The organism is Hungatella sp. SB206 (assembly GCF_051132295.1).
Taxonomy (GTDB): Bacteria; Bacillota; Clostridia; order Lachnospirales; family Lachnospiraceae; genus Hungatella; species Hungatella effluvii.
In genome coordinates, this window is sequence record NZ_CP096603.1 from 283,923 (window position 1) to 302,256 (window position 18,334).

Annotated in this window: 16 protein-coding genes; 11 read left to right on the forward strand and 5 right to left on the reverse strand. The window is 50.4% G+C overall.

Going from position 1 to position 18,334, the window contains the following annotated elements; genetic code table 11:
* The first annotated feature begins 38 nt into the window (after positions 1-38).
* The 6 genes from M1L66_RS01230 (at position 39) to M1L66_RS01255 (ending at position 8,080) form a co-directional block, all read left to right on the forward strand.
* Positions 39-1,106: an ABC transporter ATP-binding protein gene (locus M1L66_RS01230; RefSeq protein WP_243270390.1), complete on the forward strand. Its 1,068-nt coding sequence runs from the start codon at positions 39-41 to the stop codon at positions 1,104-1,106.
* On the forward strand, positions 1,103-2,083 hold the full coding sequence (locus M1L66_RS01235; protein WP_279288701.1) for an ABC transporter ATP-binding protein: 981 nt from the start codon (positions 1,103-1,105) through the stop codon (positions 2,081-2,083). The genes M1L66_RS01230 and M1L66_RS01235 overlap by 4 nt, the downstream gene beginning before the upstream one ends.
* Before the next feature lie 110 nt (positions 2,084-2,193).
* On the forward strand, positions 2,194-2,877 hold the full coding sequence (locus M1L66_RS01240) for a FadR/GntR family transcriptional regulator (RefSeq protein ID WP_187023383.1): 684 nt from the start codon (positions 2,194-2,196) through the stop codon (positions 2,875-2,877).
* A gap of 101 nt (positions 2,878-2,978) precedes the next feature.
* Entirely contained in the window at positions 2,979-4,163 is a 1,185-nt protein-coding gene (locus tag M1L66_RS01245) for a trans-sulfuration enzyme family protein (protein ID WP_002605699.1), read from the forward strand.
* A 30-nt stretch (positions 4,164-4,193) separates the two neighbouring features.
* Positions 4,194-6,452 (forward strand): alpha-galactosidase, encoded by a 2,259-nt coding sequence (locus tag M1L66_RS01250; RefSeq protein ID WP_434690401.1) that lies wholly within the window; start codon positions 4,194-4,196, stop codon positions 6,450-6,452.
* Positions 6,453-6,565: 113 nt separating this feature from the next.
* Entirely contained in the window at positions 6,566-8,080 is a 1,515-nt protein-coding gene (locus M1L66_RS01255; protein ID WP_434690403.1) for an RNA-binding domain-containing protein, read from the forward strand.
* A 71-nt stretch (positions 8,081-8,151) separates the two neighbouring features.
* On the opposite strand, the gene M1L66_RS01260 is transcribed toward M1L66_RS01255, so the two are convergent.
* The 5 genes from M1L66_RS01260 to M1L66_RS01280 all read right to left on the reverse strand — a co-directional run bounded on the left by M1L66_RS01260 (position 8,152) and on the right by M1L66_RS01280 (position 13,034).
* Complete coding sequence (locus M1L66_RS01260; protein ID WP_187023385.1) at positions 8,152-8,901, reverse strand: phosphotransferase family protein; 750 nt, start codon at positions 8,899-8,901, stop codon at positions 8,152-8,154.
* A 146-nt stretch (positions 8,902-9,047) separates the two neighbouring features.
* The gene (glgB, locus tag M1L66_RS01265) at positions 9,048-10,958 is read right to left on the reverse strand and encodes a 1,4-alpha-glucan branching protein GlgB (RefSeq protein ID WP_434690407.1); all 1,911 of its coding nucleotides are present in this window, start codon (positions 10,956-10,958) and stop codon (positions 9,048-9,050) included.
* A 4-nt stretch (positions 10,959-10,962) separates the two neighbouring features.
* Positions 10,963-12,297, reverse strand: a complete 1,335-nt coding sequence (locus M1L66_RS01270; RefSeq protein ID WP_110323693.1) for an alpha-amylase family glycosyl hydrolase — start codon at positions 12,295-12,297, stop codon at positions 10,963-10,965.
* Between the two features lie 25 nt (positions 12,298-12,322).
* Positions 12,323-12,541, reverse strand: coding sequence for a YaaL family protein (locus M1L66_RS01275; RefSeq protein WP_002605693.1), 219 nt, complete (start codon positions 12,539-12,541; stop codon positions 12,323-12,325).
* Between the two features lie 76 nt (positions 12,542-12,617).
* Positions 12,618-13,034, reverse strand: coding sequence for an ArsR/SmtB family transcription factor (locus tag M1L66_RS01280; protein WP_117632659.1), 417 nt, complete (start codon positions 13,032-13,034; stop codon positions 12,618-12,620).
* 358 nt (positions 13,035-13,392) lie between these two features.
* Here M1L66_RS01280 and M1L66_RS01285 point away from each other — a divergent pair, with 358 nt between their 5' ends.
* From M1L66_RS01285 to M1L66_RS01305, 5 genes are all read left to right on the forward strand, one after another.
* Entirely contained in the window at positions 13,393-13,917 is a 525-nt protein-coding gene (locus M1L66_RS01285; RefSeq protein WP_434690410.1) for an A24 family peptidase, read from the forward strand.
* A 25-nt stretch (positions 13,918-13,942) separates the two neighbouring features.
* Positions 13,943-14,926, forward strand: a complete 984-nt coding sequence (locus M1L66_RS01290) for a hypothetical protein (protein WP_117632737.1) — start codon at positions 13,943-13,945, stop codon at positions 14,924-14,926.
* Between the two features lie 106 nt (positions 14,927-15,032).
* The gene (locus M1L66_RS01295; RefSeq protein WP_434690413.1) at positions 15,033-16,217 is read left to right on the forward strand and encodes a CpaF family protein; all 1,185 of its coding nucleotides are present in this window, start codon (positions 15,033-15,035) and stop codon (positions 16,215-16,217) included.
* A complete protein-coding gene (locus M1L66_RS01300; RefSeq protein WP_434694179.1) occupies positions 16,207-16,944 on the forward strand; it encodes a type II secretion system F family protein in 738 nt (245 codons plus the stop codon). The genes M1L66_RS01295 and M1L66_RS01300 overlap by 11 nt, the downstream gene beginning before the upstream one ends.
* 2 nt (positions 16,945-16,946) lie before the next feature.
* Positions 16,947-18,182 (forward strand): immunoglobulin-like domain-containing protein, encoded by a 1,236-nt coding sequence (locus M1L66_RS01305; protein WP_434690415.1) that lies wholly within the window; start codon positions 16,947-16,949, stop codon positions 18,180-18,182.
* Positions 18,183-18,334: the final 152 nt, after the last annotated feature.

The window sequence follows — 18,334 nt, forward strand, 5'->3', positions numbered from 1 at the left end:
ACTGTTTGTGAATAATAGAGGAAAGGCAGGCATCACCTATGAGTCAACCATTACTTGAGGTTAAGAATTTAAAGGTTTCATTTCATACATATGCCGGGGAGGTACAGGCGGTCCGGGGCGTGGATTTTACGCTGGACGCTGGAAAGACCATGGCAATCGTCGGAGAGTCCGGAAGCGGTAAAACGGTGACTTCCAAGGCGGTTATGGGGCTGATCGCCTCACCCCCGGGAGAGGTAAAGAAGGAGAGCAGCATTTTATTTGAAGGCACGGATATTTTAAGGTTTACGGAAAAACAGTGGCAGGATTACAGAGGCAAGGATGCGGCCATGATCTTCCAGGATCCCATGACATCTCTGGATCCGACCATGAAGATCGGGCGGCAGATTATGGAGAGCATCGTGGAACACCAGAAGGTGGGAAAACGGGAAGCCATGCAGAGGGCCGTGGAGCTGCTTAAAAAGGTGGATATTCCCAATCCGGATGAGAGAGTGCATCAGTATCCTTATGAATTTTCAGGCGGAATGCGTCAGAGAGTGGTGATCGCCATCGCGCTGGCCTGCAATCCGAAGCTGATGATTGCGGATGAACCGACTACGGCGCTGGATGTTACGATTCAGGCGCAGATCATCGGACTGCTGAAGGAGATACAGAAAGCAAACAATACATCGGTTATCATGATTACCCACGATCTGGGAGTTGTGGCCGGTATGGCGGATACGATCGCGGTTATGTATGCGGGATGCATTGTGGAATATGGCAATGTCTTCGACATTTTCAATGCGCCGCAGCACCCGTACACCAATGCCCTGTTAAACGCGGTACCCAGGCTGAATGTGGAGAACAAGGCGCAGCTGGAGGTAATTCCGGGGACACCGCCGGATCTCATATCGCCGCCGAAGGGCTGCGGATTTGCCACAAGGTGCAAGTACTGCATGGAAATCTGCCGTCAGGCGCCGCCGGAATATACGGAGGTGTCAGATACCCATAAGGCAGCCTGCTGGCTCCATCATCCGATGGCCAGGGAGGCATTTGATTGCCACGGTGACTCGTGCGCAGAGCGTGCGAGTGATCGTTACGATTATATAAGGAGGGTTTTTGAATCATGACAGGGATGGATAAAGATAATCAGAAACCCATGGTCCATGTGGAACATTTAAAGAAGTATTTTCAGGTGCGGAAAAAGGGGATTTTAAAGGCGGTGGATGACGTGTCATTCGACATCTGCGCCGGGGAGACCCTGGGGCTGGTGGGGGAGTCGGGATGCGGCAAGACGACCTGCGGACGAACCGTCGTAAAGCTGTATCCGGCCACTTCAGGGACTATCGAGTTTGACGGAAGAGATGTGAGCCAGTTAAAGACGAAGGATGAGATAAAATGGTTTAAAAAGAACGCCCAGATCATTTTCCAGGATCCTTACGCCTCCTTAGACCCGCGAATGACGGTGGGCGACATCGTGGCGGAGGGCATGAAGAACCATGATTTATATCCGGGTAAGGCGCGGATGGAGCGGGTGCATGAGCTGTTAAGCCTGGTGGGGCTCAACAAGGAGCATGCGAACCGCTTCCCTCACGAATTTTCCGGCGGACAGCGTCAGAGAATCGGCATTGCCAGGGCGCTGGCCGTGGACCCGAAGTTTATCGTCTGTGATGAACCCATTTCGGCTCTGGATGTGTCGATCCAGGCTCAGGTGGTCAATTTGCTGGTGCGCCTCCAGAAGGAGCTGGGGCTGACGTACCTCTTTATTGCCCATGATTTATCCATGGTGAAACACATATCCGACCGGGTGGGCGTCATGTACATGGGACATATCGTGGAGCTGGCATCCAGCGCGGAGCTGTACCGGAATCCGCAGCACCCATATACGAAGGCACTGCTGTCGGCAATTCCCGTACCAGATCCCGAATTTGAGCGCTCGAAGACACTGATTCCGCTGGAAGGCGAGGTGGGAAGTCCGATCAACTGCAAGGAGGGATGCAGATTTGAGAAACGGTGTAAATACGCCACGGAACAATGCCGCAGCGTGACACCGCAGCTTAGGGAAATCGAGGCGGGACATTACGTTTCCTGCCATCTTTTGAACTAGTACCTTTCGGGGTAAATACGCCGGAAGGCACTGGTGCAAAGGGTGTTGATTGACAGTCTCTGTTTATTATGATATGGTTAAAAAAATATTATTTTAAGAGAGAGAGCACGATGGTTAATAAGATAAAGAGGACTTCCCTCCAGTCCGAGATCATACGGTTTATTCTGGATTATATCAGAGAACATGATTTAAATCCGGGGGACAAACTTCCCTCGCAGGAGAACCTGCTGGCCATGATGGGGGTCAGCAGGACTTCCCTGAGGGAGGCCATGAAGACATTGGAAGCCAGGGGGATTCTGGAGATTCAGAATGGGAAAGGCGCCTATGTGGGTGGTTTGGTGGATGCCGACGGTGTACAGGTCATTGATTTCACACAGGAAAAGGAACGTCTTCTGGAAGCGCTGGAAGTGCGCAAGATAATGGAACGGGAGATTCTGCGGATGCTGATTCACACCATCACCGACGAGGAGTTAAAGGAGCTGGGAGAAATTAAGGATATACTGATGAGCAAATACCGGAGAGGCCTGCAGCAGACGGCGGAGGACAAGAAATTCCACTATACCATCTACCGGCTCTGCCATAACCAGGTGATGTATCAGCTGATCCTGTCCTTAAACAATGTGATGGAGAAGTTCTGGGAGTTCCCTCTTAATATGGAGGACCCGTTTCTGGAGAGTATTCCGCTCCATGAGGAACTTTATGAGGCTATCTGTGAAAAGAATGTAAGGAAGGCCCAGTCCATCAATGACAAGCTTTTAGAGGCAGTTTACAGAGATATCAGACAACAGCGGTAAGGGAAATCGGATAAGGCTTCAGGGGGCGGCAAAGAAGGAAATTCGTGCTCTCCTGCGTAAACCTATCACATAGCATATAGGTGTTGGAAAGGGGATATGAAATGACAGATCAATCGGAGTATTTAAAAAGTGATAAGCTGGTGACAGCCCATTATGGGGAGGAATATGAGCATTATTATAATGCCGTTGTTCCTCCGATTTTTATGAATTCACTCAATGTATTTGAGACCATTGATGATTACTATGACAGTGACAAGACGGACAAACATACATACTGTTATGGGAGAGTGCAGAATCCGACGGTGCGGATTCTGGAGGACAAGGTGGCGGCTCTGGAGCACGGGACCGGCGCACTGGCGTTTGCCTCTGGCATGGCGGCGGCTACGACGGCGGTTCTCACTGTCTGTAAAACAAAGAGCCATGTGGTCTGTATCCGGAATGCGTATGGACCATTAAAGACATTTCTCAATGAATACTGCAGGGAACACCTGGATATGAGCGTCACCTATGTAAAAGGGGATGAGCCGGAGGAATTTGAAAATGCCGTTACGGATCAGACGGATCTGATTATCCTGGAGAGCCCTTCTTCTGTCGTACTGTCCCTTCAGGACATTCAGGCGGTGTCTGGGACAGCGAGGAAACACCACGCTTACGTCTATATTGACAACAGCTTCTGTACGCCGATTTACCAGAAGCCGCTGGAGTTGGGGGCTGATATTGTGATGCACACCACCTCCAAGTATATGGGCGGACACAGCGATATTATTGGAGGTGTTCTCGCCGTGAAGGACGAGGAGCTTATGGCGCGCCTGAGACAGCAGAGGGAGCTCTTTGGAGGAATCATCGGTCCGATGGAGGCATGGCTGATCATACGCGGTCTGCGGACGATGGAGGTGCGTGTGGAACGCCATCAGGCGACAGCCATGGATATAGCGGCGTTTTTAGAGAACCATCCGAAGGTGAGAAAGGTCTATTATCCGGGACTTTTATCCCATCCGCAGTATGAGCTGATGAAGCGGCAGCAGAGCGGAAATACGGGGCTGTTGAGTTTTGAGATAGAAGGCAGCGCAGAGCAGGCCAAGGAAGTGGCAAAGCGGCTTAAGCTGTTTAAGATCGGCGTTTCCTGGGGCGGTTTTGAGAGTCTTGTCTGTATGCCGCACGCGAGACAGGATGAGGAGGCGTGCCAGTTTTTGGGAGCAGATCAGAATGTGCTGCGAATTCACTGCGGACTGGAAGGCGCAGACGTATTGAAGGCGGATTTGGAACATGCGCTGTCCTGTCTGTGACAGAGTGACGAAAGAGGGGGATTGCAGGATATGGCTATTGTTTTTCACGAGAGAACGGAAGAGTTCCACCTTTATAACCGGGAAATCAGTTATATTATGAAACTTCTGCCTGACCGCTCTGTCGGGCAGCTGTACTATGGAAAAAGGATTCGCGACAGGGAAGACTATGGCCATATGCTGGAATATGCGGTGAGAGATATGGCGCCGTGTCCTTTTGAGGGCGATAATACATTTTCCAGGGAGCATGTGCGGCAGGAGTATCCGGTGTACGGAACGGGGGATATGCGTTATCCGGCTTACCGCATTGCCTGCGGAAATGGAAGCAGGATAACCGGATTTACCTATGCAGGGCACCGCATCTTTGCAGGAAAAAAGCCGCTTGAGGGACTGCCGGCCACGTATGTGGAGGATGACGGGGAAGCCTGTTCTCTGGAGCTGTATTTAGAGGACAGCCTGATCCGCGTGCGGCTGGTGCTGAGTTATACTATTTACAGTGATTTTCCGGTGGTTGCCAGAAATGCCCGGTTTGAATGTCTGGAGGGGTGCCAGGGAATCCGGCTGGAGCAGGCCATGAGTCTGAGCCTCGATCTGCCGGACAGCCGCTATACGATGCTCGATCTGGCGGGTGCCTGGGGGCGGGAGCGTTATCCCGACTTCCATCCGCTGCACCAGGGGATACAGTCGGTTCACAGCATGAGAGGCCACAGCAGCCATCAGTTTAACCCATATCTGGCTCTGCTGAGGCCGGATGCGGGGGAGTCGGCGGGGGAAGTCATCGCGGCCGCCCTTGTATACAGCGGTAATTTTCTTGCCAGTGCCGAGGTTGACACCATGGGGACAACGAGAATCATGGTTGGTATCCATCCGGAGGGATTTTCCTGGCCGCTGGCAGCAGGGGAGAGCTTCCAGACCCCGGAGGCGGTGCTGGTCTATTCTGACAGGGGCTTAAACGGAATGAGCCAGGTGTTCCACCAGCTGTTCCGGACCAGACTGGCGAGGGGGTGGTGGAGAGACCGGGAGCGCCCTATTTTAATCAATAACTGGGAAGCCACCTATATGAAGTTTCAGGAAGAGAAGCTTTTGAACCTGGCGGAAAAGGCCAGGGAGGCCGGTGTGGAGCTGTTTGTCCTGGATGACGGGTGGTTTGGCCGCCGTGACGATGACACTTCTTCGCTTGGGGACTGGTATGCGGACCGGAAGAAGCTGCCGGACGGTATCGAAGGGCTGTCGGAGAAAATACGGGCCATGGGGCTTTCCTTTGGTCTCTGGTTTGAGCCGGAGATGGTCAATCGGGACAGCCGCCTGTATGAGGCGCATCCGGACTGGGTGCTGGGCAGCGAGGACAGGCCGCGCTGTGTCGGCCGCCACCAGCTGGTTCTGGACTTTTCGAAGGACGAGGTGATTGATTATATCGGCGGATTGATGGAGGACATCATCGGGCGGGGGCATTTAAGCTATATCAAATGGGATATGAACCGCAGCATCACTGAGGCGTGGTCTTCAGGGAGGGATGCCGCCTTTCAGGGAACCGTCATGCACCGGCAGATTCTGGGCGTCTACCGTCTGTATGAGCGGCTGATTCGCAAATTCCCTCACGTTCTGTTTGAATCGTGTGCCAGCGGCGGCGCGCGGTTCGACCCCGGAATGCTCTATTATGCGCCGCAGGCATGGACCTCAGACGACACGGATGGAGTGGAGCGAATAAAAATTCAGTACGGTACTTCTTACGTTTACCCATTAAGCTCCATGGGCAGCCACGTCTCCGCGGCTCCGAACCACCAGACACACCGCCGTGTTCCGATGGAGACACGGGCAGTCTGTGCGTATTTCGGTACCTTTGGGTATGAGATGGATGTAACGGCAATCTGTGAGGCGGAGCTTGAACAGATGAAGAACCAGAGTGCATTTATGAAGGCAAACCGCAGACTGATTGCGGAAGGGACCTTTTACCGGTTAATCAGTCCCTTTGAGAATGAACGCAGCGAGGCTGGCTGGATCGTGGTCTCTCCGGACAAACGGGAGGCGCTGGCGGCTTACTTCAGAGTTCTGCAGCCGGTAAATGCAGGATTTTGCAGGATGAGGCTTTTGGGGCTTCTGGAAGAGGGGGAGTATGAGATACGGGAACAGGGAATGGCGGAGTTTCCATACACATGCTACGGCGATGAACTCATGAATTACGGACTGATTCTGTCGGATCAGGCCAGCGGCATTAAGACGGCGGGAGTGCGGCAGGGGGATTATCTTGCGAGGCTGTTTGTGCTGAAGGTGAGAGACGACGGTGGCAGTTAAAAATTGAACAGATAGTACCTTGAATTTTCCATGCATACTCCTTATAATAAAAGGGTATGATAAAGGGGTATCATAAAGGGGTATCATAAAGGGGTATTAAAGGGGGAATCAGCATGGCCTTGCCAATTAATATAACGGAATTGATCAACCGCAGAGTTGTTGAGAATGCCCGGGTTGAGTATAAACGGAATTGGAATCCGGAACCAATTCTACATTCCATCTGTGCATTTGCTAACGACATTGATAACTGGGGCGGCGGATATATTATTATTGGAGTGGAGGAAGAGGAGGGCATGCCGAAGTTTCCGGTCAGCGGGCTTACTCCGGATTCCATAGACCGCATTAATAAAGAATTACTGCAAAAGTGCAATCTGATTGAGCCGCGATATGTTCCGATTGTTGAGCAGACTATTTATGAAGGTGCGGATATTTTGGTTCTTTGGGTGCCGGGCGGGGAATCACGTCCATATAAGTGCCCAACCTCATTCCCGGCAGAAAAGGCTGTCAGGACTGACAAAGCATATTATATTCGTAAACTTTCCAATACAATTAAGGCAAATAATCTGGAAGAAAAAGAACTGTTTCTTTTGGCCAATAATGTTCCTTTTGATGATCGCGCTAATTTTAAAGCGAATGTAGCAGATTTAAAGTCCAGTCTGATTGCAGAGTATCTTTATGCAGTAGGAAGCGATTTGTACGAAACTTCGCTTAAGCGTCCTGTTACGGAACTTGCCTTAGATATGCGTTTGGTTGGTGGTCCGAGTGAATTGCGCAAGCCATTAAACGTTGGGCTTATGTTTTTTTATGAGCGGCCGGATGAGTTTTTTCCTTATGCACGTATTGAAGTTGTTGATAAGCCTGATCCGACAGGGATTGGTATGACTGAAAAAGTATTTTCCGGGCCGCTTGACCGCCAATTGCGTGATGCCCTTAGCTATGTCCAAAATTATATTATAAAAGAAAAAGTTACAAAGGTTCCTGGCCGCGCCGAAGCAGAACGTATTTATAATTACCCTTATGCGGCGGTGGAGGAGGTTTTATCGAATGCGGTCTATCACAAATCCTATCAGATTGGCGAACCCATTACGGTAACGATTACTCCTGAAAAAATGGAGATTACCAGTTTGCCGGGCCCGGACAGGACGATCAGTGATGAAGATATCCGAAACAGGCATATGATTTCCCGTCGCTACCGAAACCGCAGAATTGGTGATTTTTTGAAAGAATTAAAGCTTATTGAGGGGAGAAATACGGGGATACCAACGATTTTGCGTGCAATGCAGCAAAATGGTTCAAAGCCGCCAGTATTTGAAACGGATATGGAAAGGACGTATTTTACTGTAATTCTTGCTGTCCAGGACAAATTTCTGCCTGCGTCCTCTCAAAAGCCGGAACGGCGCGTGAAAAAACGCAGGAACATTAGCGAAATTAAAGATCTAATTCTGGCAACATTAAGCCAGAGAAGTCCGCTTTCATCTTCGGAACTTGCAGAAGCTATGGGGTATACAAAAGTTACCGACACAGTCGGTAAGGCTATACGTGAATTGATAGGAGAACATAAAATTGAATATATTAATTCAGAAAATTTAAGAAGCCGCTATCAGAAACTTCGATTGACAAAGAATTGAGTAACATAACAGGGCATACGTATCAGTGAAATAAAAAACTCCTCCGGTGGTATTCCCGGAGGAGTTCCATTTTACTGATAATCGCAGACATTCGCCCATTTCTGAAGTAATTCAATCTCTTCCGGACGTTTCTTTGACAGCTGAGCCGCAGCTACGATCGGCAGCCATGTCTGTACGTACTTCTTTGCAGTACCGGTCTTCTTGCAGAAAATATCCATGTACATATCCGCTTTTTTCTGATCCTGTAAGCAGAACAGAAGGTAGGTTCTGGCAACATCTGCACTGGCGTTACCCTGAGTTGCATGTACCCAGTCGAGAACACACATGGAGCCGTCTTCTCTTACGACGATATTGGTCGGGTTAAAATCACCGTGGCATAACTTGGTATGCTTCGGCATGCTGTCCAGCTTGGTGCGCATGTCATAACGTGTAATATCACTTAACTCTTCAGTCTCAAGAATCTGTCTGGACATCTTATCCTTCAGCTTGTTTAACAGAGGACAGTGTTTGGAAAGAATATTCAGATGAAGATCAACCATCTGTTCCATGTACTCTGGAAGCTTGTCAGGGTTCTCGTCCATAAGCTGCTGGAGGGTTTTGCCTTCAATGAAGTCAAACGTAATGGACCACTTACCTTCAAATACACCGACTTCCAATACCTTTGGTACGTCAATTCCGCCGGTTTCTTCTACACGCGCGGTAATCAGCGCTTCATTTAATACTTCCGCCTTCGGGAAATCTGCGTTGAAAACCTTAATCGCCTTGTCTCCGTCACGATATACTTTTTTTGTTGCTGTTGTTGCAATCAATTCTGCTGCCATATATAACCTCTCCTTCCATCCTTGAGTCTAAACTATGTAGTAGTTTTGGTTCTTTTATTTTACTACAAATTCCATAAAAAGTACAGATATTCCGGTAAAAAGTTCTGAATATTTTGCACACAATTTACATAAAACTAAAAATATTATCAAAAACGGAAAACTGCGGTTCCGTATGCAGGAAGCGAATAAGCGATGGAATAATCCTGGCCGTCGCACTCCTTTTTTACGGAGCGGAATGCAGGGGCCTTGTCGCCCCGTTTGTAGAGGCCGTGGCTGTTATCCAGCACCAGGGTATAGGTTCCGCGTTTCGGCACGCCTACACGGTAGTCAGGCCGTTCCACCGGAGTGAAATTGATGACAAATAAGAGGCTCCGTTTGTGATCGCGGCTGTAACGGACGAAACTGAAGATGCTGCGGTCTCCGTCGTTGGCATTGATCCACTGGAAACCGTCCCAGTCGTAATCCAGTTCATAGAGCGCCGGATATTTGCGGTAGAGCTGCAGTAAATCCTTCACGTAGCTCTGTAAGCCGGCATTCTGCGGCTCGTCGGTCAGGTACCAGTCCAGCGCAGCCTTTTCATCCCACTCGTGGAACTGGCCGAAATCCTGCCCCATAAAGAGCAGCTTCTTGCCCGGGTGACCAAGCATAAAGGTGTAGCCCGCTTTTAAGTTGGCAAACTTATCCTCTAAAAGGCCCGGCATCTTGTTGATCATGGAGCACTTCAGATGGACGACTTCGTCATGGGACAGCACCAAAATATATTTTTCACTGGTAAAATAGGTGAGCCCGAACGTCATCTTGTGGTGGTTGTATTTGCGGAAATACGGGTCCAGCTTCATGTACTCCAGGAAATCGTGCATCCATCCCATATTCCACTTAAAGGTAAAGCCAAGACCCTCATCCTCCGGCTTCCCGGTGACTTTCGGCCATGCGGTGGACTCTTCCGCGATGACAATGGCGCCGTTCCCGCGGTCTGCCATCACACTGTTTAAATGCTTGAAAAATTCAATGGCTTCCAGATTTTCATTGCTGCCGTAACGGTTGGGAATCCAGCTGCCGTTCTCCCGGCCGTAATCCAGATAGAGCATGGAGGCGACGGCATCCACCCGGAGTCCGTCTACGTGGTATTTTTCCACCCAGTAAATGGCGTTGGCAATGAGGAAATTGTCTACTTCATACTTGCTGTAATCAAATACCTTGGTTCCCCAGTCCGGGTGCTCCCCTTTTCTGGGATCGGCGTATTCATAGAGTGCTTCCCCGTCAAACTCAGAGAGACCGTGCGCATCCCGCGGAAAATGGGCCGGAACCCAGTCCAGGATGACGCCGATTCCTTTTCTGTGCATGTAATTGATAAAGTACATGAATTCCTGAGGCGTTCCGTAGCGGGAGGTAGGGGCGAAATAGCCGGTGACCTGATACCCCCAGGAGCCGTCGTAGGGATGCTCTGCGATTCCCATTAACTCCACGTGGGTGTATCCCATGTCGGTCACGTAATCGGCCAGCTCCTTTGCAGCTTCCACATATGTATAGCAGCCGTCTTTTTCCGGTCTGTTTTTCCTGCGCCAGGATCCGAGGTGAACCTCGTAAATGCTCATCGGGGCGTTCATAGGATCGGCACTTCCGCGTTTATCTATCCAGGCGTCGTCTCCCCACTGGAAGTCCGAGAGATCGGTGGTAACGGAAGCGGTGCCGGGGCGGTATTCCGCGCTGAATGCATAGGGATCTGCCTTGAATAAGATTTTGCCGCTTTTCGTTGTGATGGCGTATTTGTATAGCTCTCCTGCAGCGATGCCAGGGACAAATGCCTCCCAGATGCCTGAATCGGCCAGAGGCGTCATCGCATTTGCCTCCGGGTCCCAGCTGTTAAAGTCGCCGACGACACCGATCTGCTCCGCATGAGGTGCCCAGACGGCAAAATACATGCCGTTTTTGCCCTTATATTTTTTCGGATGCGCGCCCATTTTCTCAAAGATCTCATAATGTCTGCCGTTGTTGAAGAGATAACGGTCCACTTCCGTGATAAATCCTGTCCCAATTTCCTTTTTGCTTCCTGCCATAAGTTTAGCCCTCCGTAATCTTTAGAATAACCCCCCGGTTTGCCGGCAGAGTTACCGTGATTTTCTGATCTGTAACGGGATACTCCTCCCCGTCGAGAAGATTTACCGCTGTGGTGCCGCTTACCGGGCATGGTATGGCGACGGATACATCGGCTCCGTCGTTGTTTACCGCGGTAATGACGGCATGTCCCTGATGGAACCGTGCAAATGCGTACTGCCTGTTGGTGAGAAGGAGCTCCTGATACCGTCCCCCGTGGAATTCAGGATTCTCATCATGAATGGTTCCCAGTCTGGCAATGAGATCTGTCAGGCCGCAGTGAAGTTTTTCCTCGTCTGCGATGGTGATACGAGGCCGGAGCGCATCATCGCTCGTCTTTGTCCGCCTGCCTTCAATCCCCCATTCTCCTCCATAATAGATGGAAGGAATTCCGGGAAGCGTGAACAGGAGTGTATAGACAGGATATAAATGCTCCGGATCGTTTAGTTTGCTGGCAATCCGGTCCTCGTCGTGGTTGTCTACAAAGGTGTAGAGCCTGCCGCCGATGGCCTCGAGACGCCTGACATTATGGGCTATTTCGAAGTAATTGTGGTCGTTGTGACCGGAATAAATGCTTTTGTGCAGCTCATAATTGGTGACGGAATGAAGCATCTCATCATTCACCCATCTGCTGTAATCGCCGTGAATCACCTCGCCCATCAGCCAGAAATCATCCTTCATGGCGGAGGTCTGGCTCCTTAACTCCTTCATGAAGCCAAAGTCAAGCACATTGGCACAGTCGAGGCGGATTCCGTCGATATCGAAGGTATCGACCCAGAACCGGATCGTATCAAATAAATACTGTTTTACATCGGGATTCCACAGATTCAGACAGGGCAGTTCGTAATGGCCCTGCCAGGCCTCATAGCCAAAGGAATCTCCCAGCGGACTGTTCCAGCCGAAGTTCACGCCCTTATACCAGTCACGGTAAGGAGAACTCTCCCGGTTTGCGGCAATGTCCAGAAATGCGAAGAACTCCCGGCCTGTGTGGTTGAAAACTCCGTCAACCACCACTTTGATGTCCGATTCATGACACAGGGAAACGAAGTTTTTGAAGCTTTCATTGGTTCCCAGACGGCGGTCTACCGTGCGGTAGTCCCGCGTGTCATACCCGTGTGAGGAGGACTCAAACAGTGGCCCGATGTAAATGGCGTTACAGCCAAGTGACCGAATATGAGGAATCCATTGATCCATTTCCTCAAAACGGTCTGTAACGTCGGCTCCGGAATTCTCTTTCGGCGCCCCCGTTAACCCTAAGGGATACATATGATAAAATACCCCTTTTTCATACCACTTGCTCATATATTTATCCTCCAGTGATAAAAGTTTATACCTCCCGGCTCTTGAAGCGGCGCAGAAGGAACTGATAACGCAGCTGTGCCGCGTTTAGTTCATAGATATAGCAGTCAATCAGCGTGGGATCGACTACCTGTTCAAAATGGTTTCTTGCCGAATCAATGGCTGTTTTAGAACGCTCGATCTCCCGGCGTAAATTTTTTTCTTCCTCGGAACGGACCAGCCGTTTTCTGAATATCATGTTTTTCATCGTATTTCATCTCCAGATTTTAATAAGTCAACAGTTCTACTATAGAAAATAGTATATCTGGAAAATACCAAAATATTCATAAATTGCCTGCATTCATTGGCGAAGGCCGCTCTTTGGCAGAAGAAAGCAGTTCCTGGAGATAAGTCCCCAGTCTGCGGAGTTCTTTTGTGCTGTCTGCGATTGTCAGATAATAGTAGTTGGAAGTGCCTTCCCGGCGAACATTCACCAGTCCGGCGTCTTTTAAAATCTTTAAATGATGGGAAATGGCGGGGCGTGATAAGTTGGTCTGCTCCGTAATCTCCTTTACATTCATGCCGTGGGCTCCGTCGGGGCGGTATCCCTCCAGCGAAGCGGCGATGTTCGTCTCATGATCGTCATAGAGACCGGTGCTGGCAAGCACCCCGATGATGGAAAGTCGGACCTCGTCGCCAAGAGCAATAAACAGCGGCATGCAGTCGCGAAAAAGCTTGTTAAAATCGCCGGCTTCCAACATGTAAATTCCTCCTTTGGTTTAAAAAAATAAACTAACTGTATTTTACCATTTTAGGGAGAGAACGTCAACAAAATGAAGTGGAAAAAAGCCGGGGGTGAGATGGAAAAAAAGTCCATTCTATCTAGGCTTCACAGTTATGTAAAGCAAATAAATGTATACAGTATTTTTGTGGAAAACAGGTTGACTTTTAGCTTCGGATTGTGCATAATTAAGAAACATTCTTACCCCCATTCAGAGGGCAGATATGATTCACAGGGTCATAGAATTCTTTTTATGACTGCAGCGCCGATATTCCGGCACAATTCCCAGTTTTGATAAAATATAAAGAGAGAAAGAGGGGGATTTTATCGCTCAAAATTTGATTTTGCTGTTGGTGTTGGCCGCCGGCGCCTATTACGATGTGCGGGAGCACCGGATTCCCAACTGGTGGGTAGCCATTTCCATGGTCTGTGGGATACTTCTTGCCATGGTGGAGTCTGGAGCGCCTCCGGAGACGGCGGTGTATTTAAAAGAGGGCGGGCTGTTTCTGGCGCGTATGCTGGCGGTGACCGCACTGTTCTTTCCACTGTTTTTCTTCCGCATGATTGGAGCGGGAGATATCAAGCTGGCCGCGCTGATCTGCGGCTACTCAGGCTTTACCGCAGGAGCCGCGGCGATCGGCCTGGGATTTCTTATCGGGGCCTTCTGGTCTTTTCTGAAGATGATGGTGAAAGGCAGCTTTCACGAGCGATTTAGCCATCTCACAGCCTATATCAGGCGCATTTACCATACAAAAAAAATAACGGCCTATTATGATTTTGCCAGGGACGGGGCGGAGGCGGTAATCCCTCTGGGAGTCTGTCTGCTCTTTGGGACCATGGCATTCATCATGATACCGGGATAGGAGCGAAGGTGTGACAAACAGGATTATGGCGGTCTACGACGTGGACCCATTTTATGCCGACCGGTTTGCAGATTTTGTAAACCAGAAGGAAAAGGTGCCTTTTACCGTCATGGCGTTTACGACGCTGGAAAGGCTTAAAAATTATGCCATGGAGCATGAGATTGAATTGCTGCTGATTAACAGTACTGTGCCTAAGGAGGAGATTGACCGCCTGGGAGCGGCCAGGGTGGTGACGCTGGCTGACGGGGAGACGGTGCCGGTCGATGGACAGTACCCGAGCGTCTATAAGTATCAGGCTACCGATAATATCATGCGGGAGGTAATGGCATGTTACTGTGTGGGGGCGATTCAGCCTGCGCTTACTGCGATTGGGAATGTCGGTGATATCATCGGTGTGTACTCCCCTGTCAACCGCTGCTTAAAGACCTCCTTTGCGCTGACTGCGGGCCAGCTTCTGTCCAGAAAATCACGGGTGCTTTATGTAAACTTAGAAGACTGCTCCGGACTGGAAAAGCTGTTTGGGGAAGAGCATAAGGCGGATTTGTCCGACCTGCTGTATTTTTACGGACAGGGAAATTACAGCTGGGTACGGCTTAGCTCGGTTATCTACTCCTGGGGGGATCTGGATTACATACCGCCGGTGCGGTATCCGGAGGATTTGTGCCAGATTACGGCCGAGGATATGGCAGATCTGCTGACGCGGATTGCAAAGGAGAGCGCCTACGATATCGTGGTGGTGGATTTAGGACAGTTTGGGAAAAAGGCCGCTTCCGTGCTGGAAGTATGCAGTACGGTCTTTATGCCGGTGAAGGATGACTGCATGTCTGTGGCAAAGGTGGAGGAATTCGAAGAGTACTTAGTCCGTTCAGGGCATGAGGCGCTTAAGGAGCGGATTCAGAAGATTAAGCTTCCGTATCACAGCAGTTTTGGAAGAAAGGAAAACTATCTGGAGCAGCTGCTGTGGGGAGAGTTAGGGGATTATACGAGGCAGCTGTTGAAGGGGAGGTAATCGTAGTAACGGAACAACAGGAAAAGAACGAGAGAAAACGGCAGTCAGGTGACAGGGGGCATAAGCGATGGATCAGGAATTATGAAAGGAACTGAGGCAGGAACTGATGACGGTTCTGGAGGGACAGAACCATACCAGTGACGAAGAACTGTATGAGCTGATTGACGAACGGATTCTGGAATACGGGCAGGCCAGATACCTGCCATTAAAAGAGCGGGTGGACCTGCGCAGCAGCCTGTTTGATTCCTTCCGCAGGCTGGGAGTGCTGCAGGAGCTGGTGGATGACCGTGAGGTGACTGAGATTATGGTGAACGGACCGGATCATATCTTCATCGAACGGAAGGGGCGTGTGGAGGCGTGGAACAAAGGCTTTGAGAGCACGGAGCAGCTGGAGGACATGATTCAGCAGATTGTCAGCCGCGTCAACCGTACCGTGAATGTCTCCCGGCCGGTAGCAGATGCCAGACTGCCGGATGGATCCCGTGTACACATCGTCCTGCCGCCCATTGCATTAGATGGTCCTGCGGTGACGATCAGAAAGTTTCCGGAGCCGATTACGATGGAGAAATTAATCAGGTTTGGCTCGGTCAGCGAGGAGGCGGCTGTATTTTTAAAGAAAATGGTGACGGCGGGGTATAACATTTTTATCAGCGGAGGAACGAATTCCGGGAAAAGCACGTTTTTAAATGCGCTTACCGCCTGCATTCCGGCAGAAGAACGATTGGTTACGGTTGAAGATTCCGCGGAACTGCAGATCCGTGCCGTTCCGAATCTGGTAAGACTGGAGGCCAGAGGGCCAAACGCAGAGGGGGAGGGCGCCGTCACGATCGCAGATCTGATTCGCGCGGCGCTCCGTATGAATCCGGACAGAATCATTGTGGGGGAGGTCCGGGGAAAGGAGGCGCTGGACATGGTTATGGCCATGAATACGGGGCATGACGGCAGCTTGAGTACGGGACACGGCAACAGCCCGAAGGACATGCTGTCCAGGCTGGAGACGATGATGTTAATGGGGGCCGAACTGCCTCTGCCGGCGATCCGCAGTCAGCTGGCTTCGGCTCTTGATATTCTCGTGCATTTGGGGAGACTGAGAGACAGGAGCAGACGGGTGCTTTCAATTGTGGAGGTGGATTGTTATGAAGAAGGGGAAATCAGGCTTCATTCCCTGTATGAGTTTGAGGAAAAGACGGATGAACGAAAAGGTCCGGACGCGGCCGTCTCCGGATGCCTTAAGAAAACCGGAGCGCTTAAGCACACGGAAAAACTGCGGGCAGCAGGCATTGTGTTATGACAGGTACCGGCTGTCCGCCGGGGAATGGTTCCAATATGCGGCGGCAGGAGCCGGTTTTGCGGCGGCCGTGTCCTATGTATTTTACCGGAGTCTGCCGGTATTTATTCTATTGAGTCCGTTCGGACTGTGTTATCCCCTGATCAAGAAGCGAGATCTAAAAGAACAGCGTTTAAAAAAGCTGAATCTGGAATTTAAAGAAGGGATTCTGATTCTATCCTCCTTTCTGAGCGCCGGATACTCGGTGGAGAATGCATTTTCAGCCAGTGTGAAGGAACTGGTGGTCATGTATGGACCTTCCGGCATGATGACTTTAGAATTCAGCCATATGGAGGGACAGATCCGCATGAACCGCCCGGTTGAACAGGTGTTGAGGGAATTCGGCGACAGAAGCGGACTGGACGATGTAAGGAATTTCGCCGAGGTATTTGCCGCGGCAAAACGCAGCGGGGGAGAACTGGTCTCGATTATTAACCACACTTCGGGTGTGATTCGTGACAAGATACAGATTCAGGAGGAGATCACAACAATGACGGCTGCCAAACAGTTTGAACAGAAGATTATGAATCTGATTCCTTTTTTCCTGGTGCTGTACGTCGATGTCAGCTCACCTGGATTCTTCGATATGATGTATCAGACTGGTGCAGGGAGAGGAATCATGACGGGGTGCCTGGTGCTCTACGCGGCAGCGTATGCCTTGGCGGGAAGAATTTTGAGAATCGAGGTGTAGCAATGGGGAAATCCGTGAAATTTCCGGTTCCAAAGTTTTCTGTGGCCTGTGCAGCGGCTGGAATCATACTGTATGCAGTATTACTGATTTTTCAGGGAGGCAAATGGGTGCCCGTATCTTCCTTGCAACGGGCGTCCCACGGAGAAGGGGAACTCCTGTATGAGGTTATGGTTCGGGAGTTGGGGGAGGAAGGGCGGGAAATACCGGTTACGATACCGGTGAGAGACCGGCAGTATTCAGACGAGGAGGCCAAAACACTGTATGATACGGTACTCCCGGAACTGACAGACCGGATTCTGGGCGGAAACGAATCACTGGAGGCGGTTCGCGGTGATTTGGATTTAGTGCGTGTGTTAGAGCCCTACGGTTTAACGGTCCGCTGGGAATCCGAGAACGCAGAACTGGTGGACTCCTTTGGTACCGTGGTAAACAGCGGTGTTTCGGAGGAAGGGGAGACGGTTTGGTTAAAAGCAGTCTTAACGGATGGAGCCCATACGCAGGAATACGACATACGGGTGACCGTGATGCCGCCGGTCTTAAACGGGGATGAGCAGCTTAAGGAAAAGGTCATGGAAGCGTGCCGCCGCCTGGATACCAGGCAGAAGACAGAGAGAGAGCTTCTTCTTCCGGAGGAAGTGGACGGAAAAAAGCTGAGCTATTACCGGGAGCGTGATACAGACTATACGGTGATTCCTTTTTTGGGAGTTCTTCTTGCCTTTTTGTGGGCGGCGCGGGAGAAGATGAAGGAGCAGAATGCAAAAAAACAGCGGGAGCAGCTTTTGCTTCTGGACTATTCTGAAATTGTATCAAAATTCATGGTATTTATCAGCGCGGGGATGACGATACGGACTGCCTGGGAACGGATTGCCGTGGGATATGAAAACACGGTCCAGGGAGGAACACGGAAGCCGAGGCCTGCCTATGAAGAGATGTGTCATACGATTTCCCAGCTAAAGAGCGGAATGGCTGAGAGCAGGGCATACGGTGAATTTGGGCGAAGGTGCGGCCTGCAGCCCTACGTTAAGCTGGCGGCACTGCTGGAACAGAACCGGAAAACCGGCAGTAAGAATCTTAAAGCCGCATTGGAGCTGGAGATGGTGACTGCGTTCGAACAGCGGAAAAACCTGGCGAAAAAATTGGGAGAAGAGGCCGGGACAAAGCTGCTGCTGCCGCTGTTTCTAATGCTTGGAGTTGTCATGGTTATGATGGTAGTGCCTGCATTTCTGGCTTTTTATTGAGAAGGGAGGTGAGTGGTATGGAAAGGATAAAGAAAGAGCTGGCTGCATTCCTGAAGGAAGAGGATGGCGTGGGAGTAATTGAGATTGTATTGATTCTGGTCGAAATATTTACCCCCTAATTCACACTATGTATTATGTAAATATAGTAAAAA